General features: G+C 47.3%; 20 protein-coding genes. 8 read left to right on the forward strand and 12 right to left on the reverse strand.

From position 1 onward, the window contains the following. Positions 1–38: 38 nt before the first annotated feature. Positions 39–1190 (reverse strand): response regulator, encoded by a 1152-nt coding sequence (locus PPM_RS02250; protein WP_013369062.1) that lies wholly within the window; start codon positions 1188–1190, stop codon positions 39–41. A gap of 200 nt (positions 1191–1390) precedes the next feature. Continuing rightward, entirely contained in the window at positions 1391–2065 is a 675-nt protein-coding gene (locus tag PPM_RS02255) for an NAD(P)H-dependent oxidoreductase (protein ID WP_013369063.1), read from the reverse strand. A 186-nt stretch (positions 2066–2251) separates the two neighbouring features. Here PPM_RS02255 and PPM_RS02260 point away from each other — a divergent pair, with 186 nt between their 5' ends. Beyond that, positions 2252–2635, forward strand: a complete 384-nt coding sequence (locus PPM_RS02260) for a winged helix-turn-helix transcriptional regulator (RefSeq protein ID WP_013369064.1) — start codon at positions 2252–2254, stop codon at positions 2633–2635. 96 nt (positions 2636–2731) lie between these two features. On the opposite strand, the gene PPM_RS02265 is transcribed toward PPM_RS02260, so the two are convergent. The 5 genes from PPM_RS02265 to PPM_RS02285 form a co-directional block, all read right to left on the reverse strand. Next, positions 2732–3979 (reverse strand): stalk domain-containing protein, encoded by a 1248-nt coding sequence (locus PPM_RS02265; protein WP_013369065.1) that lies wholly within the window; start codon positions 3977–3979, stop codon positions 2732–2734. A 191-nt stretch (positions 3980–4170) separates the two neighbouring features. Then, on the reverse strand, positions 4171–4920 hold the full coding sequence (locus tag PPM_RS02270; RefSeq protein WP_013369066.1) for a YcnI family protein: 750 nt from the start codon (positions 4918–4920) through the stop codon (positions 4171–4173). A 30-nt stretch (positions 4921–4950) separates the two neighbouring features. Further along, on the reverse strand, positions 4951–6669 hold the full coding sequence (locus tag PPM_RS02275; protein WP_013369067.1) for a copper resistance CopC/CopD family protein: 1719 nt from the start codon (positions 6667–6669) through the stop codon (positions 4951–4953). 255 nt (positions 6670–6924) lie between these two features. After that, positions 6925–8775, reverse strand: a complete 1851-nt coding sequence (locus PPM_RS02280) for a diguanylate cyclase (RefSeq protein ID WP_013369068.1) — start codon at positions 8773–8775, stop codon at positions 6925–6927. Between the two features lie 283 nt (positions 8776–9058). Next, the gene (locus tag PPM_RS02285) at positions 9059–9652 is read right to left on the reverse strand and encodes a DUF5317 domain-containing protein (protein WP_013369069.1); all 594 of its coding nucleotides are present in this window, start codon (positions 9650–9652) and stop codon (positions 9059–9061) included. Positions 9653–9854: 202 nt separating this feature from the next. On the opposite strand from PPM_RS02285, the gene PPM_RS02290 reads away from it, so the two are divergent. From PPM_RS02290 to nfsA, 7 genes are all read left to right on the forward strand, one after another. Beyond that, the gene (locus PPM_RS02290) at positions 9855–11084 is read left to right on the forward strand and encodes a multidrug effflux MFS transporter (RefSeq protein ID WP_013369070.1); all 1230 of its coding nucleotides are present in this window, start codon (positions 9855–9857) and stop codon (positions 11082–11084) included. Between the two features lie 357 nt (positions 11085–11441). Then, on the forward strand, positions 11442–12026 hold the full coding sequence (locus PPM_RS02295) for a sigma-70 family RNA polymerase sigma factor (RefSeq protein WP_013369071.1): 585 nt from the start codon (positions 11442–11444) through the stop codon (positions 12024–12026). Next, entirely contained in the window at positions 12016–12759 is a 744-nt protein-coding gene (locus PPM_RS02300; protein WP_013369072.1) for a DUF3600 domain-containing protein, read from the forward strand. Before PPM_RS02295 ends, PPM_RS02300 begins: the two co-directional genes overlap by 11 nt. 119 nt (positions 12760–12878) lie before the next feature. After that, complete coding sequence (locus PPM_RS02305) at positions 12879–13229, forward strand: metal-sensitive transcriptional regulator (protein ID WP_013369073.1); 351 nt, start codon at positions 12879–12881, stop codon at positions 13227–13229. A 55-nt stretch (positions 13230–13284) separates the two neighbouring features. Then, positions 13285–13485: a copper ion binding protein gene (locus tag PPM_RS02310; protein WP_013369074.1), complete on the forward strand. Its 201-nt coding sequence runs from the start codon at positions 13285–13287 to the stop codon at positions 13483–13485. A gap of 117 nt (positions 13486–13602) precedes the next feature. Continuing rightward, a complete protein-coding gene (locus PPM_RS02315) occupies positions 13603–16059 on the forward strand; it encodes a heavy metal translocating P-type ATPase (protein WP_013369075.1) in 2457 nt (818 codons plus the stop codon). A gap of 287 nt (positions 16060–16346) precedes the next feature. Further along, entirely contained in the window at positions 16347–17090 is a 744-nt protein-coding gene (nfsA, locus tag PPM_RS02320; protein WP_013369076.1) for an oxygen-insensitive NADPH nitroreductase, read from the forward strand. A 178-nt stretch (positions 17091–17268) separates the two neighbouring features. On the opposite strand, the gene PPM_RS02325 is transcribed toward nfsA, so the two are convergent. The 5 genes from PPM_RS02325 to PPM_RS02345 all read right to left on the reverse strand — a co-directional run bounded on the left by PPM_RS02325 (position 17269) and on the right by PPM_RS02345 (position 21731). Then, a complete protein-coding gene (locus PPM_RS02325) occupies positions 17269–18114 on the reverse strand; it encodes a TatD family hydrolase (RefSeq protein ID WP_013369077.1) in 846 nt (281 codons plus the stop codon). Beyond that, entirely contained in the window at positions 18107–19060 is a 954-nt protein-coding gene (locus PPM_RS02330) for an ABC transporter ATP-binding protein (RefSeq protein WP_043885862.1), read from the reverse strand. Before PPM_RS02330 ends, PPM_RS02325 begins: the two co-directional genes overlap by 8 nt. Positions 19061–19105: 45 nt before the next feature. After that, positions 19106–19882, reverse strand: a complete 777-nt coding sequence (locus tag PPM_RS02335; protein WP_013369079.1) for an ABC transporter permease — start codon at positions 19880–19882, stop codon at positions 19106–19108. Next, positions 19879–20172, reverse strand: coding sequence for an MTH1187 family thiamine-binding protein (locus PPM_RS02340; RefSeq protein ID WP_013369080.1), 294 nt, complete (start codon positions 20170–20172; stop codon positions 19879–19881). Before PPM_RS02340 ends, PPM_RS02335 begins: the two co-directional genes overlap by 4 nt. A gap of 515 nt (positions 20173–20687) precedes the next feature. Further along, entirely contained in the window at positions 20688–21731 is a 1044-nt protein-coding gene (locus tag PPM_RS02345) for an ABC transporter substrate-binding protein (protein WP_013369082.1), read from the reverse strand. Positions 21732–21747 lie beyond the last annotated feature (16 nt).

Here is a 21747-nt window from a genome sequence, read left to right on the forward strand (position 1 = left end):
GACTCTACGGGTACGGAGAATGATTCCCAGTCGTGAAATTAGGCATGAGCCATTTGCCACTCTTTAAACCAATTTGTAATTTGTTCATTGGGCTTCTCATGAAGCTCTTCCCATAAGACGGATGATAATAAATCATACCATTTGATCACTAAGCTATTTTTATACATCTCAGCATAAGTCTTCATTAATCCCCAGTAGGCTTCCTCTTCTTGGGGGTGACGACTACAGATGCCCTCATAAATAGAGATCGCCTCTTCAGGCTGGGAGTTCCCTCTATACCATTCTGCCATTTTTAATGATACGGATAACCACATTTTATGCAGCCTTTGGCGTTCACTTTCAACCCACCAAAAATCATATTCTTGTAAATAGTCCCCTTTGTAAAGTTCCATCATTTTTACATAATATGGGATTGATTCCTTGTTCATCTGTGGAGCGGATGCCAGGAGAGACTCCCATCTTTCTGTATCTAACAGAACGTTTTGCGTGTGCAAAATATAACCGCCATTAGTATTGGAAATCTCTAAAAAGGAATGATACGGCGCTATCGTTTTTCTAATGTAATAAGCGGCTGTATATAAAAGAGAGTAGGCCTTATCTTCTTCATATTCTGGCCATAGTAATTCAATCAAAGCTGATTTTCGAACCCATTGGTCATGATTTTGGAGCAAGTACAAAAACAACTCCTGGGTCTTTTTAGTCCTCCACTGAATAACAGTGGGTTGCTGATCCGGTAATGTAAAGACGACATATTGAAAAACCTGTAACTGGAGAACAGAAGGCTGATTCTCAGGCATGGAGGCAGCTTGATCGTCACGCTTCAGAATGCGATTCATGGTTTTGATAAGACGTTCTGTCGTGACCGGCTTGAGCAGATAATCCAGTGCGTTAAGCTCGAAGGCCTGAATAGCGTACTTATCGTAGGCTGTAACAAAAACGATCTGAATATGGGGTTTGTGCTCCAAAATTTGATGTGCTAATTCAATTCCGCTGATCCCTGGAAGTCTTACATCCAAAAAAGCTATATCTATATCATCAAGTAGAATATAGTCCTTAGCCACGAATGGATTCGTAAAAGCTCCTGCAATATGTATGCCTTGTAACTCGCCAAGCAGACGCTTCATATAATCCAAAGCTAACTCTTCATCATCGACAATAACAATCCTTGTCAATATCTCTGATCTTTCCACGTGTACTGTACTCCTTTGTAGGCAGATACATCTTATTATATAGGATAACTTGACTACGGCTATAAGCAAACAGTTGTAGAAGAAAAAATTTTAAATAAAGAGGCGGGCTGCGATGGGCCATCGTTAAGATGAGTGATCGCAAGCCCGCCTGTTCAAATTGTGTCAAACTTAAAGATTGACTAACAGTATTGGACGAATATTTACAGGACCCAGCGTGTGACCTTCTCCAGGGGTTGTCTGGATTTTTCCCGCTTGGGTTCATGAGCACGATAACCGAAGGCGGCTATGACTGAAATATCCAGCAGCCCGTTCTCAAGCAATCCTTCTTCCTCTAAAATGGCATGTACCTGATCATAGTTAAAGCCTTCAATCGGGCAGGAATCGATACCGATCTGAGCTGCCGCTGTCATCATATTGCCTAAGGCAATATAGGTTTGCTTGGAGGCCCAGTCAAATAACGTGCGTTCGTTTTCCAGCAGGCGTTGGTTTTCACCCTGGAAAATCTTATAGCGGCCTGGTAGGGAGGCAAAGTCTTCGTCAGACATCCCCTTAACCTCTTTATACATGTGCTCCACGTAAGGAGAATCATAACGAACATCCTTACGTGCCAAGATCAGGACGACGTGGCTGGCCGCAGGAAGTTGCTTTTGACCACCACTGGAAACCGCCGCCAGCTTTTCTCTCAATGCCTGATTTTGCACGACCACAAACTGCCACGGTTCAAATCCTACGGAGCTTGGGGAAAGTCGTCCGGTTTCGAGAATAAATTGAAAATCCTCCTCAGGTATGATGCGATCGGGGGCGAATTCCTTCGTGGCATGTCTGAATAAAAAGGCATCCAGAATTTCCTGCTTTTTAGCTGATGTATTGGACATAAAATGTACTCCTTTTGATATGGGTTTAGTTGGTACTCTATGGGTTTTCTGCTACTATAATGAGAGCTAATATCGAATATATAGTTATCATATAGAAAGTTTTTGCAAGGAACAAGTACGCACATATTTGTTCCTGTTATAGGTCTGAGGCTATTAGCCTACATCCTGTAGAAAGAAGGGGAATACATGGCACAGGAGATGGAACATACAGTTAGCGTTAATTTTGGATGTCCGGTAGCCAAAACTGTCGGGGTGATTGGAGGCAAGTGGAAGGGAGTCATTTTATATCATTTGACCACAGGACCGCGGCGCTATAATGAAATTCGACGGACCTTGCCTAATATTACACAGCGGATGCTAACCTTGCAGTTGCGCGAATTGGAGCGTGATGGCATTGTACACCGTGAAATTTATAACGAGAACCCACCACGTGTGGAATACTCGCTTACCCCGTTAGGGGATACGTTAAGACCGTTGCTGGATTTTATGAGAGACTGGGGGATCTTCTACGGAGAACAGGGATGCGAGCCTGTGGAGACAATTTCCAAGTCAGGCAAGCATTTTTGCTAAGATAGACATGAGAAAAGCCCACCGATGATTTCATAGAAAACACATGAAAATCATTAGCGGGCGGAATAAGGACGGATTCCTTTTACAAAATGGACACTATTTAAACTCGATCGATTCGTTCATCTTCGCCCAGGCCGTTTCTCCAATAATACCCAGACGCCAGATGGCGATTCCCTTGAGGTCATAACGTTTGGCTAAACCGATCTTGGCGTTAACGGTACTGTCTTTTTCGCTACCCATTGAAATTCCCAAAATGAGCTTGTCCCGCGAGGTTTCCTTCAACGCCAGCTTTATGGCTTCATCCACTTTATCCAGTGGCTCAGGCGTAGATTTTTGTCCGTAATCATAGGCCATGATGATCAGATCGTCCGCCAGATTGCCCAGCGTCTTGTAATCATAGCCAGTGTAAGAGCTATTCAGCGGATGCAGAACGACGGTAAGCTTGAGCCCGGCTTGATGCGCTTTGGCTGATAACTTTTTAATAAAGGCGTTGTAATCGGAGCGAGCTTTGGCCTTATCGCCGCTCCAGCCTAATCCTTCAAGATCTAACGTAATGCCCTTGAACTGCTTATCGGTGGCAGTGCTGACGATTTGGGAAATGGTCTGTTCTTGAAGCTGCGCGTTTTCCAAAATCTTGGTTAGCTCATGATTACCGTCGACAGAATAAACCATCAGGTAAGGGGAAGTCCCCTGGCTATCTGCCTCCTGTAGAATAGACTCGGGCGTTACAGCTCCAGCAGCTTGAGGCCATTTATATTCTTTGCCGGTCGTTGTGAACTGTCCGTTCGTATCAATTCGGCTCCAGCCGAAGGCAACGGCATTAAAATTCGGTATTTTGGATTTTTGGTCAAAGGAAGACAGTGCATAGAAGCCTACAGTGTACATAGCTTCACGTGGCGATGTGATAGAGACCGTCCGTGTTCCCTGGTTCCAGTTCACTGTGGCTCCAAACTGTTGCCCGAAAAAGCCCAGCGGAATCATCGTGCTGCCGCGTACGGTTTGCGGTGCTGCTGTTAGTTGAACCGTTTGTCCATCTACTGTGGCATTGCGGCTCCCCATTTTGAGAACCACCTGCTTGGTTGCATTGCCTTGCGCTTTGGTAGCGGTGATGCTTTGGTTGGCTTGATCCCATTTCACTGTAATGCCCAGAGCCTCAGAAATAGCGCGAAAGGGAACCATCGTCGTGCCGTTCATCATGGCAGGCTGTACAGGGAACGGCAATGGATATCCGTCCAGCATGATGCTGACCTTACCCGCCTCCGCTTGTGCCAAGGGACTATAGATGCCCGCTGCGGTACTCAGAAAGATAACGCTAGATAACAGAGCCTTATTTACGATTTTCATCCTATGATCTCCTATGCTTAATAGATTGCAATGCTATCATGTTAGAATCGTGAGGTTTCTATCATTTTACCAAAAAAATGATAGATAGGTGAATGTAAAATGATAGGATGAGATAACGATAAAAAAAGCTGGTGCCTGAATGAATGGCACCAGCTTTTTTACATGTAAGGCTCTGTTGTTTGTAACTCAGATTACTTGCGACGCTTGAGTGCAATGCCTACTGCTGCGGCACCAAGCACGACTGCGATGATCGAGAGGACAAGTGCTGTTGTTTGTGCAGCAGAGCTGGCTGGAGCAGAAGCGGCAGGCGTAGCCTCAGCAGCATTGTCCGAGGTCGGCGCTGCACTGCTGTTATCTTTGGCCGTATCTGTGCTCGCATGGCCCTCTGCGGTGCCTGCCGAATCATGTCCGCTGTCTGCGGCAGGAGCAGAAGTTTCGGGTGTGGCATCTGCCGTAATTTTGGTAATGGAATGAGGATTGTTACTTCCTTCATCGCCTGTCCATTCCACAATACTTCCGTCACTGTAATATTGAAAGGCGTCCCAGGCTGCCGCGGTATTCTGGTCTGCATTTTGTGCTACAAAGCTGAAGCGTTGGTACTGTCCCGCTTGAATGCCGTCTTTTTCAGACGTCCATGTGACGGTGGTTATTTTGCCAGAGCTGTCTTTTTCGGTGGCTACCTTCCAATCCGGTACAGGCTCGTATTGTTTGAAAACGACCTCTTTAGGAACTTTTAAAGCGACTTTGGTGGTTGGAATGTTTTTTTCCACAGGCACTTTCAACGTGTACGTTTCCCACGCATTAGGTTGTGAAACGGAAGGCTTGACCGTCACATGCGCACTGGCCATACCTGCAAAAAGCAAGGCACCAGCCGCAATTAAACCTATAGAGGTTGTGAGCCTGGAAAACCTGGATTTTGCTGTTTGAATCGTTATATTCATCTTCATTTCGCTCCTTGTTAGATAAAATAATTATTTTTTACCGCCTACATGCAGAGTAAATTCAGCATCAACCGCATCGAGTGATGCCGTCAGGGCATGTACTTTTACCGCCCATGTTCCTTCGGAGGTTATCAATTCCTGACTGCGGAAGGGCTGTTGCTGCTTCACGGGCAGAACAAATTCCTGTTGATCTTGGTCAGGATCAGCTGGGGTAAGCGTCAATGTGACTTGCTGGATACCTGAAACGGCAGTACCCTTGCTATCCTGAACGGATACCTTAAATTCATTGCTGCCCACAGCATTCGGGCTGACTGCCAGTGTAACGCTGTATTCGCCAGTAGTGCGAGTCTCCTCAAACGGTACAGCAGGTGCCTGGCCAGGTGACATGTGAGTGAGCACCGCTGCCAACAGCATCACGAGCAGGCCGACGGACAGCTCGACACGCAATCCTCCGGCGGCTCGTTTGCTCGCTGCCGCTTGTCGAGCGCTGCGGAACTGGCTGGCTGCAAAGACCAGCATAACTAGCAGTAGCGCTGCTTTACCGAGCAGAACGAGTCCATAGGACGTGTTCAGCAGCATGAAGGGAGCCGGAAGGTACAGCACCGCTCCATAAATACCAGTGGCGAGTAGCGCCGCCACCATAGCAATGCCCCAGCCAGCAAAGCGGCGCAGGGCGATTTGTCGCAGAGCTGCCTGCTTGAATACAGGCAGCTCCGATCCGGCAACAGGCAGGCACACCACCATGACGGTAAGTGAGCCGATCCAAAAGGCTGACGCTGCAAGGTGGACGAAATCTGCCACAATGGCTGGAGCCGGATGGGTAGCTGCTGCCGGATGCCCAACAAAGGCCTTGGATAGCATGAGGCTCAGCGTTAGTAGAACGGAGCTGTAGCCCCATACACGGCGCTGGCGATTGGAAATGCTGGGATCAATCGCATAAATTAACGTTACGCTTAGAAGCAGCACGAGAATCATCTGGATAAACCAGATTTTCCCTGCCCCAGTAAATTGAAGCGCTTCTCCCAGAATGGGAAGTGAGAAGCCCTCCCTGATGGAAACTCCAGCATCCCAAGACGCCTGAAGCGGTAGGCTGATTAAAATGGCAGCAGACGTTATGCCATAGCCGCTCCATAGCAACTTAGTCCAACGGGGTAATGTGTCAGAGGGCTGCTGATTAAGCATCTTCTGCTCACTGCGATTCTTGTCTCGGTTTATGCTCGGTAAGAGGAACAGTCGGAAACAAATCGCTCCAAAAAGCAGCGATAGTCCTATGTAAAGGAGCCAACGGACAGCGATTAAGTCGATTCGTGATGTCCCAGAGCTTTCAGAAGGGGTAGCTTGATCGGTATACGCATTGGAACCGCTACCTACTTGAAATGGAATCACTCCATTGACTGGATGTCCATCTGCGGACAAAGCTCTCCAAGTGATGGTGTAAATTCCATTTTTCATCCCTGGAATCAATTGGATTTCCATGGTGGATGGGTGCTTTGGGTTGAGCTGTGCTTTTCCTGTGTCGACCCGCTTGCCTGTTTCATCGGTCACTTTGATGGACATGAAGGCAGATTGCAAATCTTCGTTGAAAGTGATAGTCACCTGAGAAGGTGACTTGTCCAAAACCTGATTTTCGGTCGGACTGGATTCAACGACAAATGCATGAGCCCACGATGAGTGAGGAAACAGGAGCAGAAGAGGGAGACACAGCAATAAAAGACAAGCCGCACGGGCTGGTCTGGACAGGTACAACATGCCTGTGAAGTCACCTTCTCTCGATTACTTGAAGCGAGGATATCCTCATTTGTAGCATTTTATACGGACAAACCAATTCCTATCTTAATCATAGTGCATATAGCGTGAATAGATGGAACGAATTATGACATTTATATGAAATTTGAAATAATAAGCATCATGCAGAATGCGAATCCCTATGAAAAATCCCTACTGTGAATGAAATCGCCTGGATTTCATTCGCGGTAGGGATAAAGAGGAATAGTGTATGAGACATTAGAAGCCTACTTCTATAGACTGCGTGAAAGCAGGTTGCTTATGTTGAATATATTGGATAAAAATAGCCGTTAGTTCAGGATCGAATTGGCTTCCCGAACAAGTACGCAATTCTTCGATGGCCTCCTCGAATGTTTTGGTCGGTTGATAGGGGCGCTCGGTTGTCATCGCATCAAAAGAGTCGATGATTGTCAGCATCCGACACAGTCTTGGGATTTGCTCGCCCTTGAAGCCAAACGGATAGCCTCCCCCGTCATAACGTTCATGATGCAGCTCCACAAAAGGAACTAAATCTATGAATCTTTCGTTGGCTTCGACAATTCGTTTGCCCCACATGACATGAGCTTGTACCATCCGCCATTCCTCGCTGGACAGCTTCTCTTTTTTATTAAGAATATTCCAGGGAATTTCCAGTTTCCCGATATCGTGAATGAGTGCTCCCAGTAAAAAACGCCGTTTATCCTTTGGACCGAGCTGAAGCACATCGCTCATGTCCGCTGCATACCTGAATACCCGTTTGGAATGCTTGAAGGTGTTAATATCCTTGTACAAGAACAGATTGAGCTGCTGCTCAAGATCACGGATATCCTGTCCCAGATCGACCTCGCGTTCCACTTCATTTAGACTGCCGTGTGTATGAACGATATTTTTGCCCTGTTTCTTGGCGTAGTACAGTGCTTTGTCCGCCAGATCGACCAGCTGTGATTTGTCGTAGATGTCAATGCGGCTTTGTGCAATGCCTGCGGAAAAGGACAGGCACCCGTGTGGGAAAATTTCGACTCCCTCGTAACGGGAATCATTCAGTCTTTTTCGGATAGCATTGACTTTTTCATAAGCTTGTTCAGCGGTATGATCGGGCATAAGCAGAGTGAATTCTTCTCCACCATAGCGGGATACGGTAATGTGAGTACCGAACGTTTCCCTTTTCAGAAACTCACCGAGGAAGCCCAGCAGTTGATCACCCTTGAGATGACCGAAATGATCATTGTATTTTTTGAAATCATCAATATCAATCAGCGCCAGACTTAGGGGAGTATTCTGCGATCTGGATATATTCAGTTCAGCTTCAAGCGTATTTTCAAAGTAGCTGTGATTGTACAACCCTGTTCTGCGATCCGTGTTGGCTTTTTCTTCAATCTCGCGATACATCGTGAACATTTGCTTGAACGCGTGGGATAAGAGCATGCTTAGGCCCAGGAACAGCAAAAGTCCTAAAATTCCGTTGTAATAAATCAGCGTGGTCAACACCAAAGACAGGATGAGTGTACATAAGTATACAAGCAGGGATTCAGCCAAAAAAGCCTGTTTGAGCTCATTGAACGACCCTTTATATGCGATATAGAAGTAGATGCCGAGGGTGATTGTGTTCACCGTAAAGTAGCAGATCAATGCCAGCAGGTAGGAAGTAAAATGGTCCTCGTTTAAGGCTCCCTGCGTTCCGCCGCTTAGTTCGAATACGGTTGACGATACGAAAATGGAAAGTGCGTAAATGGAAAAATTGACTGCATGTTTCCACCAGGACAGTTCTGTATGCCGAAACGCAGCAATAATCACATTGAACAGCAAAATCAAAATGGCAATTTCAGTGCCATGCACAAAAATACAAGCGAGGTACACGGAGGAATCCATGGACTGCTTGTTACTGGCTGGTGGCAACTGGAATGTAAAATGCTCCAAAATCAGAACTGCTCCCAATAAGGAATAGATCGTGACCCACTCTGTCGTTGAATAGTGCAAAAAGGACCAATGGTTCGTATACAAGAGGACGATCAGGCCTACCATACACATGAAAAATACGTATATTCCCGTCGTGGTAACCCGTTCTTGCAGCTTTTTTAATATACTCATCATTTTTTCTCCTGCCTTGTCGTATCTTGATGTCAAAGCTACCAGGGGTGAATGGGATAATTTACAATTTTGTAATCGAAAATTTCACATGAAAAAACAGGCCGGAATCCAGCCTGTTTTGTTGAGCCTGTGCTTCCCTTTTTATCTTATCGGTGACTAGCCCCCGATTTTGTAACCGGAAGTCAAAGCGATTACGACAGAAGCAACGATAATAGCATTGATAATCACACGGGAGTATTTCAAGTTTTTCATAATGTTCCCTCCCTTCCTTGGAATAAGGTCTGAACTAGGCGTGGCGGGGATTGGTTTCTTGCTGATTATCCTTATTTCTTTTCACGACCATCACATTTTGGATAAACAGGAACATCCCGAAGTTCATGACGACATCTCCAATACTAATCACCTGCGTGCGGGGATAGGGCTTGGAAAGGGGGATGATGTCCCCAAGCAATGATAAACGCGTGCTCGCATCCATCATGTAATGTTTCGAGATGACACTTCCGGATTTAAGCATATCTGTATAATAGGGGCCCAGCACCTCTGAAGCGCTCAACGAGACCGGCATTCTGCCGCCATTTACCGCCATCACGATAAAATTCAATAATACGCCGATTAAAATAAGCTTGAATCCCTTATGATGTCTGTTCAACCAGAGAAATATCAAGCCGACTACGTAGACTCCCATAAATAGATACCCGTTCATGGCTGCCAGCCAAGCCCATTTTTCCTGAGCATAAAAAATAATGAATTGCACCAGCAGCAGCAGGGGGAACATCCAGCCGGCTATAAGGCGAATATGACTGAAACGGATCAGACCTTGCCGCCAGCCTCCTCTAAACAGACCTACAATGAGACCCAGCAGCACTCCATCATAGACCATTATCATTCTCCAGATTCTACAATTTTTTTGTTTTGGTTACCGTGTGATTCGACCTGAAATTGGTAAATTCCTGCCTGATTTATAGCAGTTTTGAAAAAAAATTGCGGATTAGCGTGTAATTATTCGAAGCCAGACGAAATGAATGATATCATAATAAATTGAAGTCATTATTTATATTTTAGTGAAAAGGATGATTATTATCATGAACCGGTTATCCAATACGGTAATGGTTGCCGCAGATATGACCAAATCACGAATATTATGGATTGCCTTTGTTCTGGGTGCATTAAGTGCCTTCGGACCCTTGTCCATAGATATGTATTTGCCGTCACTGCCCACATTAGCCGACAATTTGCATACGACTACTTCGCTGGCACAGCTTAGTTTGACAGCCTGTCTGTTGGGACTGGCCGTTGGTCAGATCGTTGCTGGTCCGCTTAGCGATGTGAGGGGTCGCAGAGGACCGCTGGTGATCTCGCTAATTCTGTACGCTGCAGCATCGCTGTTATGTGTGTTTGCGCCGAATATCGGTGTGCTCATTGCGCTTCGCTTTATTCAAGGGCTTACGGGATCGGCGGGGATCGTGATTTCCAGAGCTGTGGCTCGTGATCTGTACTCGGGCAAAGAACTGACACGCTTTTTCTCACTGCTCATGCTAGTGAATGGTGTTGCTCCCATTGCTGCACCTGTGCTGGGCGGTGTCATTTTGAATTTTGTTTCCTGGCGCGGTGTATTCATGGTGCTGTGTGTAGTTGGTGTGGCCATGCTGATAGCCGTCGTATTGGGTCTTCCAGAAACGTTGCCAACGAACCGCCGTTCATCCGGTGGCTTGAAGCAGACGCTAGGAACACTCGGTCATCTGTTTGCAGATCGACGCTTTATGGGTTATGCCCTCTCACAGGCGCTGATTACAGGGGCGATGTTTGCGTACATTGCTGGCTCGCCTTTCGTGCTTCAGGATATTTTCGGGGTTTCCCCCCAGACTTATAGCATCATTTTTGCAGTGAATGGTTTAGGAATTGTACTGTTTTCCCAGTTGACGGGTAGACTCGTGGGTCGATTTAGCGAGCGACAGTTGCTCTTGTCAGGTCTGGTGATTGCGGCTGTAGCCGGGATCAGCTTGCTTACCGTAGCTTTTACCGGAGGCCAACTGTTAGCCGTATTGATTCCGATGTTTTTTGTCGTATCCTGCGTAGGTATTGTGAGTACAACGACGACTTCACTGGCCATGCAGAGTCAGCAGCGTTCCGCAGGCAGTGCGTCCGCCATGCTTGGCTTGCTGCCTCTATTGCTTGGCTCCATCGCTTCACCGTTGGTGGGCTTGGGTAGTGGAACAACCCCCGTACCGATGGCGGTTGTGATTGCTATAGCAGAGCTTGGTGCGCTGTTAAGCTTTATTGTACTTGCCAAGGAAGCACGAGCGAAGGCTTAAAATAGGGCAATTTGAACTGAAAACACCCATGGACTGATGCATGAACCACTTCAGACCATGGGTGTTTTTTTATCGTTTTACAATCGAGATATCTTCGGCTTCCCTCGCGGGGAGGGGTGTCTGTTTTAAGTACATACGAGAAGGTTTGTGAATTAGAATGCAAATCAAATAAACAGCAGGATCAGTATGGTCGGAATTAAACGAAAGAACAATTTACCTAATACAAAACCGACCATACCCTGTCTCCCTGTTATTGAGACAAAAAAATCGAACGATATTCCCCGTTCCTTCCAATATAGAGTATGAGCCGAAAGAGAGGAGGAGATTAGGATCGAACAGTGCAAGGAGGTGGTCAGATTGGCACAGGATGATCAGATGACAATGCTTGTTGCAGAGACACTGGCTGGCAGCCGCGAAGCTTATAAGGAGCTCTATGATTACACGATTCATACGGTCTATAAATCAGTGCATTTTCTGTTGGAGGAAAAGGCAGACGTTGATGATGTGGTTCAGGAAATTTATATACAGGTGTATAAATCACTGGAGACATTTGATACAAATAGATCTTTTCAACCTTGGCTGATGGGGATTGTTATGCGTCAAATTCGGGCGTATCGGAGAAAAAGATGGATGAGGATGCGAATCACAAGTAAGGCTGAGAGTCTGGAGCATCATGCAGCGTTTGATTTTTCTGAGGAAATAGTGGACAAGGTTGCAAATCATGTATTGCTCCAAGCAGTTCAGCAGCTATCGTTCAAGCTAAAACAGGTGATTGTATTGCACTATTTGCATGAGTATTCCCAAGAGGAAATCGCAAACATTTTAGACATACCGTTAGGTACGGTGAAGTCACGAATTCACGCGGCTTTGCAAAAGCTCCGTTCGAAAGAGCGGCAGGGACATTTTCTGATCGGAAAGGTGGAGAAAATCCATGAAGCTTGAGCAAGAACTACGTAAGGTGATGCAGCATGAGGATAACCACTTATCTCCTCCCATTGAGTTAAAGGAAAATATCATGATACAAATTGAGCGAATTAAAGGGAAAGGATCTAAACCTATGAAAAAGTATATCGTGACAACGATTCTTGTAGCGGCATTATTGATCCCGACAGGTGCCTTTGCTGCTTACTCTTACTTGACTGATACGCTGTATGGCTCGCAGGAAAAGCTAATTGAAATGGGAGGGACGGCACAGGAATATACAAGAGTAGAATCGAAGCTCCAACAAGCACAGGGACGTTTGTCGAAGGAAGAGTTTAGTGTTTTTATGGAATTACTAAAGGAACTAGGAGCCTATAATCTTAAAATAACGGACAAAAACGGGATGCTCCATAAGGAGCGTTTAAGCGTCGATGAACAGCGTGAGTATAATCGAATAACCGCCGAGTTGGAACCGTACTTTGATAAATTGAATCAGGAGGAATTCCAAACCCATAAGAGTATAGATTTACAGGACGAGTTAGACTATGCGAAAAAAGCTTTAAGTAAGGATGAATTTGTTAAGTTCCGTGTTCTGTTCACGGAGTTTTACAAGTATGTTCCCCGTATAACGGGCGAAAATGGGGTATTGTATCCAGATCGTTTGCCTGAAAGAGAAAGAGAAGATTACGAGGAGCATTTGAGGTTGCTTCAGCCTTATTTCGATCAGTTTAATTCGCTTGAGAAGAAACGGTGACGAAAATTAAGGCGAAAAGGTGACACTTTTCTGGAAGGTTGACATACCCCATGGGGGTATATTATGATGAGGATATATTAAATGCATGAGTGCATATACACCACACAGGAGGCTGATGTATGGCTGAGGAGCAACCTGTTTCCCACACTGAAGTCCACGGGGCTCATTGTGGAACAGATGGAGAGAAGACAGTTAGAAAAAGTCATCATTCGGCAGAATTCAAGAACAGCCTTGTATCCCGGTTAAACCGTATTGAAGGTCAGGTTCGCGGGATTAAGGGATTGATTGAGAAGGACACCTACTGTGACGATGTGCTGAATCAGATTGCGGCTGTTCAGTCGGCCCTGAATGGTGTCGGCAAGCTGCTGCTGGAAGGGCATATGAAAAGCTGTGTCATTGAGCGCATGCAGGCAGGAGAGCAAGAAGTGATTGATGAGCTGCTGGTGACGGTTAAGAAGCTAATCCGTTAAAAGTAGCAGGTATACACATTATGGGTATGGACGTACCCTTGAGGAGGAAACGAAAATGGCACAAGTTACATTGAACGTAGAAGGCATGAGCTGCAATCATTGCGTGAAAGCAGTAGAAGGAGCCTTGGAGAAAGTAGGCGCTACCGGCAAGGTCAGCCTCGAGACGAAACAAGTAAATGTAGAATATGATGAATCCAAGCTGAGCGTTGAAGCTCTGAAAACAGCCATTGAAGACCAAGGCTATGATGTTGTTTAAGATTAAGATGCTGTATGATGCGAGAACATATTTGTTCGAAGGAGAAGCTTCCATATTAGGAGCTTTTTCTTTTTGAACATAATATACCCCACTAGGGTATGTAGAAGGAGGACTACCATGGAAAACCGTGCGACCGACGGTGATAAACATACAACGCTTCATATTACGGGGATGTCCTGCGCAGCCTGCGCAAGCCGTATTGAAAAAGGTTTAAATCGAATAGACGGCGTGGCACAGGCTAATGTGAATTTGGCTTTGGAGCAGGCGTCCATATCCTATGATCCCAAGCAGGTGGAAATTCCAGAATTCCGCGATAAAATTGCTTCTCTTGGTTTTGGAACTGTGAGTGAAGAAGCCAATTTGAATGTGACGGGCATGACTTGCGCGGCTTGTGCAGCTCGAATTGAAAAAGGATTAAACCGAATACCAGGCGTAACAGGTGCCAGTGTAAATTTGGCGATGGAAACAGCCCATGTGGAATATGCTGCTGGGAGTACTACGGTTAGTGATTTGGTAAGCAAGATTGAACAGCTGGGCTATGGAGCGATCCCGCAGAGCGCTGAGGACAATATTGCGGATGTCCGCAGTAAGGATATCCAACGTAAAAAATGGAAGTGGATGATATCGGCAGTGCTGTCGCTACCGTTATTGTGGGCGATGGTGGCTCATTTTTCCTTTACCTCATGGATTTATGTGCCGGAACTGTTCTTGAATCCATGGTTTCAACTTGTACTGACGACACCAATTCAGTTCATCATAGGATGGCAGTTTTATGTGGGAGCATATAAAGCGCTTCGTAATGGAAGTTCGAATATGGATGTATTAGTTGCGCTAGGTACGTCTGCGGCTTATTTTTACAGCTTGTACCTTACTCTGCGTCCGTCTGACGCCATGGAGGGAATGGCGGGAATGCCTGTCACGACCATGCCAGAGCTGTATTACGAGACAAGTGCGGTACTCATTACGCTTATACTAGTCGGTAAATGGTTCGAGGCGGTAGCCAAAGGGCGCTCGTCTGAGGCGATCAAGAGCCTGATGAACCTACAGGCGACAACGGCACGTGTGGTACGTGATGGACAAGAGCTAGATTTGCCGATTGAACAAGTGCGTGTGAAGGACATCTTTATTGTGCGCCCAGGGGAGAAAATTCCCGTCGATGGTGTGGTCGTGGATGGACGTTCGGCAGTGGATGAATCCATGTTAAGTGGAGAGAGTCTTCCGGTTGAAAAAGGAGAGGGTTCCCCAGTCACAGGAGCCACGCTCAATAAAAACGGAGTACTTCGTATTCAGGCTGAGCGTGTGGGTGGTGATACGGCGTTGGCCCGTATTATTAAGGTCGTGGAAGATGCGCAAAACTCTAAGGCCCCGATTCAGCGGATTGCTGATCAAATCTCGGGTATCTTTGTCCCCATCGTAGTTGCTGTTGCCGTGATAACATTTCTCGTCTGGTTTTTCCTTGTGACACCGTCGGATTTTGCAGGATCACTGGAGAAAATGATTGCAGTTCTCGTCATTGCTTGTCCTTGTGCGCTTGGATTGGCCACCCCAACGTCCATTATGGCAGGATCGGGACGTGCTGCTGAATACGGTATTTTGTTCAAGGGCGGCGAGCATTTGGAAATGACCCGTTCCGTCAACGCAGTGATTTTGGATAAGACAGGTACGGTTACGAACGGCAAACCAGAGCTGACAGATGTTATAGTTAGAGCGAGCAGCCTGGCTGAAACGGATTTGCTGCGATTGCTCGGTGCGGCAGAAAAAAGCTCGGAGCATCCGCTGGCGGAAGCCATTGTAAAAGGGATTGCTGATCGAGGTATTGAGCTAGTGGGCCCGACGGATTTTGAAAATATTCCAGGCTATGGTGTGAAGGCCTCTGTGGAGGGCAAGCAGGTATTGGTGGGCACACGCCGATTAATGAGCAGGGAAGGCATCACGATGGATGACTCAACCGAGCAGCAAATGAATGAACTGGAAGGCGCAGGGAAAACGGCAATGCTTGTCGCTGTGGATGGTTCCTATGCCGGATTAGTGGCCGTGGCGGATACAATTAAAGAAACATCACGGGAAGCTATTGCCCGTCTACGGGCGATGAACATTGAAGTCATTATGATTACAGGTGACAATGAAAGGACGGCAAAGGCCGTTGCCGCCGAGGCGGGAATTGAACGGGTGCTGGCGGAAGTGCTGCCTGAAGGAAAGGCCGAGGAAGTGAAGCGACTTCAGGACCAGGGCAAGATCGTAGCCATGGTCGGGGACGGTATTAACGATGCGCCAGCGCTGGCTACAGCCCATATAGGGATGGCAATGGGCACAGGTACAGATGTGGCCATGGAGGCTGCCGATATTACTCTCATGCGTGGTAACCTGAATAGCATTCCGGATGCGATCGAAATGAGTCGCCGGACCATGACAAACATACGGCAAAATCTGTTTTGGGCGCTCGGTTATAACGTGATCGGCATTCCGATTGCTGCTTTGGGCTTTCTGGCTCCATGGTTGGCCGGAGCGGCCATGGCATTCAGCTCTGTTTCGGTTGTACTGAATGCGCTGCGTCTCCAGCGGGTGAAGCTGTAAACGTATTGATGTATTCGGCAGATGCATGCTGTTGGATATTTGCAGCGATATCATTTTTGTAATTAGAGCAAGTACGCACAATTTTGCTTTGTGCGTACTTGCTTTTTTGTTGTGTTTTTCATTTATTTAATTCATGCAGTCATTCTTCATCGCGTCAGGTTGCTTATCATTCGCGAAAGTTTCATAATATTTGTAAGAGTGCCATGCAAGCATGCAAGAACCTTTTCGTGTACTCACAGCTTGAAGCAGATAAAGAGCTTATATTATGGATTAGGAGTGAAGCAGTCATGAATGATACGATTTCCTTGTTGATGAACCATCGGTCTGTGCGGAAATTCAAGTCAGACCCCATTACCGACGAGCAGCTCGCAGCTATTGTGGCAGCTGGCCAAATGGCATCCTCGTCCAGCAATGTGCAGGCATATACCGTTATTGCCGTTACCGAGCCATCATTAAAAACAAAACTGGCCGAGTTGGCAGGAGGGCAGGCTTACGTTGAGCAGTGCCCGACATTTCTAGTATGGTGCGCAGACCTGTATCGTTTGAAGCAGGTGACGATTCATCATCAGCCAGGCCAGCCTTCCTATGAAGGATCCGTCGAAAATTATACGGTTGCAACCATTGATGCTGCGTTAGCTGCACAAAATGCAGCGGTGGCCGCTGAATCACTCGGCTTGGGCATCGTTTACATCGGGGGCATTCGTACTAAAATAGCAGAGGTATCCGAGTTATTAGGCTTGCCAGAGCTGGTATATCCAGTGTTCGGTATGTGCATTGGTGTACCGGATCAGGAAACGGGCTTGCGTCCACGTCTTCCACTGTCCGGTGTGTTGCATATGAACGGTTATGACAAAAACCAAACGATGAAAGCTGTAGAGGTATACGACCACACATCAGCCGAATATTTGAAGGAACGTACGGGCGGTCAACGCTCTACACCTTGGTCTGAGCAAATGGCCACGAGACTGACCGAACCAGCGCGCTTGCAGTTGAAGCCATTTTTGGAACAGAAGGGTTTCTTGAAGCAATAAAAATGGAGCAACGAAAAGAATGCTGCAATTTACAAGTGGCATTTGAGAAATATGTGTTATTTAAAACTATAAGAACCTCCTTAATTACGCATGTTGAAGTTTCGCGTACATAAGGAGGTTCTTTGCTTTAACTATAAGTTGTGGTTGTAATCTTTTTTAGTAAATAGCAGATATGCCTTTACGAATCAGACAGTGAGTAGAAGCGTCTTGTATTATCATAAAATAATTGACGGACAGCAGCTTCATCTTGATGGGTCAGCTTGCTATATGCGCGAATGACCTCGGTAGTCATCCGTGGATGCGTCTGCTGTCCGGTAAAAGGACCCTCGAACGGCCATGGACCGTCTGTCTCTGCCATGACCTGATCAGACGGATACTGTCTTGCCAAACTGCGGATTTCTTCTTCGTACAGGAGATCCGGTGTGAAGGAGACATAATAGCCGTTCCGGGCCATACGTTTGGTCGTGGCGGCAGAGCCCTTAAACCAGTGAAAATGCGCTTGTGTGACGTCATGACGTTCCAAAAGGTCGCAGGCAATGTCTGCATCTTCATAAACAGCGTGCAACACAATGGGTTTGCTATGTTTGCTTGCAAACTGGATAAAACGCTCCAGCAGTGCTATGTAAGGAGCGAGCTCAAAAGGCTCTCCGCTGCGTGAAGCCTCGATCCGATTGTAATAGGGCAAGCCAACTTCGCCCACCGCGATCATCTGCTGTACATGTTCGTCCATCCAGTCAAATAACAGGTCAAGCTCGGTATGTGCTGGCAGAGCCTGTTCTGGATGAAAGCCGAAGGCGGGACGTACTAGCCTGGGCCAACGCTCAGCCAGGCGCAAGTTGGCTTGACTGGAGGCGAGATGCATGGACACAGCTATGATGGCTTCTACATGGTTGTCGGCAAGCGAAGCGAGCAATAGCTCCTGTTGTTCAGGCGGGTAGCTGTCTACATGAATGTGCGCGTCGATTAAGGGAACAGTTGCTGCCGCGTTCGATCTCAATGCAGAGTGCATGTTCCAATCATTCATAATGGTTTACCCTGTCGTCCGAGGTGTATTTGCGGATGCTTTCAGCGGCGTCCATGTCGCCGTCCAGTTTGTGCTTTTCCTCGCGCATCCAGCCAGTCATGGTCCGTTTCCATTCCATAAAGCGTGGATCCAGGGTGATTTCTTCCCTACGCGGGCGGGGAAAAGGAACATCTACGACATGCATCACTGAAGCAGGTCGCGCCGACAGCACATAAATGCGGTCGGAGAGCAGCAACGCTTCTTCAATGCTGTGGGTAATGAACAGCACAGAGCGGCGGTTCTTCTCCCACATCCGCAATAACCATTGCTGCATGTCTGCACGTGTCAGCGCATCGAGTGCGCTGAACGGCTCATCCAGCAACATTAATTCCTGTGGGCTGAGCAGGGCGCGGAGAAAGGCCGCGCGCTGCTGCATGCCACCAGATAGCGTATGCGGATACGCCTTCGCGAACTTGCCCAGTCCAACCTGTTCGAGCCATTGCAAGGCTTCTTTTCGACGTTCACGTTCGCTGCCGTATCGGGAGCCCGCTGCTGCATCCTTTCGTGGTGCATTTTCCTGCCCGAGCAGTATGTTGTCCAGCGTGGTGCGCCACGGGAAAAGGGCGGGCTGCTGCGGCATATAGCTGATATGCCCGCGTTCACCAGTCATGTCCCGTCCATGCATACGGATACGTCCCTGCTGCGGCTTGAGCAGCCCTCCGATAATGTGAAACAGTGTGCTTTTGCCACTGCCTGACGGACCGATGAGGGAGACAAATTCGCCCGGCTTAACGGTAAGGGATACATCCTGCAGTACAGGGAGTGAGCTTCGCCTTTTCCGGAAGACGAGGCTGATCCCGTCCAATTCCAAAGCAGGAGGGGCAGGCGTCATTACCTGCAGTTCTCCGGCTTGTTGCTGTTCATCAGCGACGGGTGGTGATGTCAAGTCAGTCGGATGCAGACTCATATATGCCACGTCCTTTCATTGATGCTTTAATGCAATATGTGGAATCTACTCTTGGTCAGGTTTCCAGCGAACCAACCATTTCTCCAGTAGTAAAATAACGACAAACATCAGCAAGCTGAGTGCAACAATAATACCGATAGCGGCAAAAATGAGATCCGTACGATAGGCAGACTTTTGCAGCAACATATAATATCCAATTCCTTCACTGGCCCCAATCCATTCGGCAATGATCGCGCCCATCACACTATAGGTAGCAGCGATTTTAACGCCAGAGAAGACTTGTGGCAGGGAGTGTGGTAGCTCTAGCTTTAGAAAAATAGCCCTGCGGCTTGCACCTGACATTCGCATGTAATTCATCATCATACGGTCTGTCCGTGTCAGCCCGTCCATGGCCGCTACAGCCACGGGAAAAAAGCATACTAATGTAATGACCATAAGCTTGGGCAGCACCCCAAAACCGAACCATACCATGAGCAACGGACCGAGGGCGATAATCGGAATGTTTTGGCTAAGGATCAAGAGCGGGTATAGAGCAGATTTGAGAAAAGGAATCGTATGAAGAACGATGGCGATCAGCAGTCCCGTTGCTGTCCCTATAGCAAATCCCGCAAGCGTCAGGCGAACCGTAGCCCATGTATGGGTGCCAAGCAACGCCGATTGCGCCATGCCCTCTTGTACGATTAGGGATGGAGCTGGCAGGAGCCAGGATTCAATATGTAAATAGTTAACCGCTCCCTGCCAAGCCGCTAAAAAGAAGAGGACCGCCACAAGGGGCGGCCATACGCTTTTCCACCAGGATACGTTCTTGCCTTTCGGATTCATGGGCGATACTTCTCGGTCAGCTTGTTCATGCTGATGCCCTGTGGGTTATGTGCGATTTTGATCTGTGAAATGACGCTGGGACTTCCAGCTTCCGTCAAGGCCTCATGCATGTCTTTGACGACTTTCAGCAATTCGTCCAATTCGCCCTCCATTGTGGTATCCAATGGATTCACCTGATGCTTGACGCCGGAACGCTGAATGACCTCAATCGCCTTGTCTACATATGGATAAGAGTCTTCGTTATTAGGAGTTTTAGGGATGACTTGAATACTGAGCAATGTGTTAGCCATGCGAATTTCACCTGTCCTTTTTTGTTTAAGTTATTAGGAAAATAAATTGGTTTAAGGCGGGGAGACCGCTTCACGGTTCATTTGATCTTACGATCGCTGTTGCCGCGGGATTCTTTGAATAAAATTTAAAAGGTAAGAATCCCCCTGAGCATATGCTTCCGAAGCTAGCTTTCCTAAAGAAAGCTTTCAGGCGAACACCTCGCTTCTCCAGATTCAAATGAATCGCTACGCTGCCAACCGCCTTATAAGCACCTTATTTTTAAAGCAGGGTTGTGTGGCATTTTTACACACAAGCGCACCTGCTTTTGCGCTTAGATACTATGAGACTAAAGAATAAACCAAGTGGAGCGAGAGCGAAGCGGACGGAATGGTGCTGTACAAGCGAAGCGGTCGCTTTTGTCCCCGGATTTTTACCCTGCTGATGCTTTAATCCGGAAATCCGGGGGCGGTGGCGATGGAAAGCATCATCAGTCCGCGTAGTGGCACAAAGGCTACTTCAAGCTCTATTTACAAGATCAACGCTTGGGCAAGAAGTCGTTTGTAAAGGCTTTATCGACTTCCAAAGGTTTGCTGAGCAGCTTGCGTTCATACATCCAGTCCGAGTAGTTTTTCCATATCTCCGCTTTTTGTACGCCCCATTGCGGGGCATCGTCCTGATAACGCGGACTTAGCCATTTTTGACTAGCGAGTACCAGTTTTTTGTCCAGCTCCGGCACAGCTTTACTTAAGATATCTGCCGCTTCTTCTGGATGGGCGATAGTGTATTCATAGCCTTGCGCGGTAGCGTCCATGAACGCCTTAACCAGCTCAGGATCATTTTTTATCGTCTGTTCATTGCTCACAATTACAGGTGTATAGTAATCGAGGTTTTTGGAATAATCTTTTACATATAGCATATCCAATGGCTCACCTCGAAGCTTGGCCTCAATCCCGGTCCATGCGTAGAAAATCCAGGCAAAGTCAATATCCCGCTTCACGGCTGTAAAATAGTCTGCATTACCCATATTGACGATCTTCACTTTGCTCACATCACCTTGGTCTGAATCCATGATGGATTTCATGACCGCTTCTTCTACAGGAGAACCCCAGCCGCCGTAGCTTTTACCCTCGAAATCTTTCGGGCTTTTAATTCCGCGGTCTACCGGGGCTGCGAAGCCAGAGGTGTTATGCTGAATCACCGCAGCGATGGATACGAGCGGCACGCCTTGGATGCGAGCCTGAGTGACGCCTTCTTGATAGCTGATACCAAAAGGTGCAGCATTCGAAGCAACCATTTGGTCGGCTCCGCCTGAGCCTGGTTGAACAATTTGGACATTCAAGCCTGCTTTTTCGTAAAATCCTTTGTCCTTGGCGACATAGAGTCCTGTGTGATTCGTATTGGGTGTCCAGTCGAGCACGACTTTAACATCTTTGAGCCCCTTTGCCGAGGTAGACGTTGAAGTGTCGGCAGCAGGAGCCTCCTTTTGAGATGTAGGGGGATTGCCGCCGCAAGCGGTCAGAGTCAGAGCCATGAGCCAAAGACTGATTAGACCCAGGCTTAACATTTTCATGCGCTTCATCGTTGTGTTCTCTCCT

Source organism: Paenibacillus polymyxa M1 (assembly GCF_000237325.1).
Taxonomy (GTDB): domain Bacteria; phylum Bacillota; class Bacilli; order Paenibacillales; family Paenibacillaceae; genus Paenibacillus; species Paenibacillus polymyxa_C.

What these genes read in the sequence shown, in the direction of transcription:
- PPM_RS02255 (WP_013369063.1), bottom strand. Translation starts at nt 2,065, where the DNA reads ATGTCCAATACATCAGCTAAAAAGCAGGAAATTCTGGATGCCTTTTTA.
- PPM_RS02260 (WP_013369064.1), top strand. Translation starts at nt 2,252, where the DNA reads ATGGCACAGGAGATGGAACATACAGTTAGCGTTAATTTTGGATGTCCG.
- PPM_RS02265 (WP_013369065.1), bottom strand. Translation starts at nt 3,979, where the DNA reads ATGAAAATCGTAAATAAGGCTCTGTTATCTAGCGTTATCTTTCTGAGT.
- PPM_RS02270 (WP_013369066.1), bottom strand. Translation starts at nt 4,920, where the DNA reads ATGAATATAACGATTCAAACAGCAAAATCCAGGTTTTCCAGGCTCACA.
- PPM_RS02275 (WP_013369067.1), bottom strand. Translation starts at nt 6,669, where the DNA reads ATGTTGTACCTGTCCAGACCAGCCCGTGCGGCTTGTCTTTTATTGCTG.
- PPM_RS02280 (WP_013369068.1), bottom strand. Translation starts at nt 8,775, where the DNA reads ATGATGAGTATATTAAAAAAGCTGCAAGAACGGGTTACCACGACGGGA.
- PPM_RS02285 (WP_013369069.1), bottom strand. Translation starts at nt 9,652, where the DNA reads ATGGTCTATGATGGAGTGCTGCTGGGTCTCATTGTAGGTCTGTTTAGA.
- PPM_RS02290 (WP_013369070.1), top strand. Translation starts at nt 9,855, where the DNA reads ATGAACCGGTTATCCAATACGGTAATGGTTGCCGCAGATATGACCAAA.
- PPM_RS02300 (WP_013369072.1), top strand. Translation starts at nt 12,016, where the DNA reads ATGAAGCTTGAGCAAGAACTACGTAAGGTGATGCAGCATGAGGATAAC.
- PPM_RS02305 (WP_013369073.1), top strand. Translation starts at nt 12,879, where the DNA reads ATGGCTGAGGAGCAACCTGTTTCCCACACTGAAGTCCACGGGGCTCAT.
- PPM_RS02310 (WP_013369074.1), top strand. Translation starts at nt 13,285, where the DNA reads ATGGCACAAGTTACATTGAACGTAGAAGGCATGAGCTGCAATCATTGC.
- PPM_RS02315 (WP_013369075.1), top strand. Translation starts at nt 13,603, where the DNA reads ATGGAAAACCGTGCGACCGACGGTGATAAACATACAACGCTTCATATT.
- nfsA (WP_013369076.1), top strand. Translation starts at nt 16,347, where the DNA reads ATGAATGATACGATTTCCTTGTTGATGAACCATCGGTCTGTGCGGAAA.
- PPM_RS02325 (WP_013369077.1), bottom strand. Translation starts at nt 18,114, where the DNA reads ATGAATGATTGGAACATGCACTCTGCATTGAGATCGAACGCGGCAGCA.
- PPM_RS02330 (WP_043885862.1), bottom strand. Translation starts at nt 19,060, where the DNA reads ATGAGTCTGCATCCGACTGACTTGACATCACCACCCGTCGCTGATGAA.
- PPM_RS02335 (WP_013369079.1), bottom strand. Translation starts at nt 19,882, where the DNA reads ATGAATCCGAAAGGCAAGAACGTATCCTGGTGGAAAAGCGTATGGCCG.
- PPM_RS02340 (WP_013369080.1), bottom strand. Translation starts at nt 20,172, where the DNA reads ATGGCTAACACATTGCTCAGTATTCAAGTCATCCCTAAAACTCCTAAT.
- PPM_RS02345 (WP_013369082.1), bottom strand. Translation starts at nt 21,731, where the DNA reads ATGAAGCGCATGAAAATGTTAAGCCTGGGTCTAATCAGTCTTTGGCTC.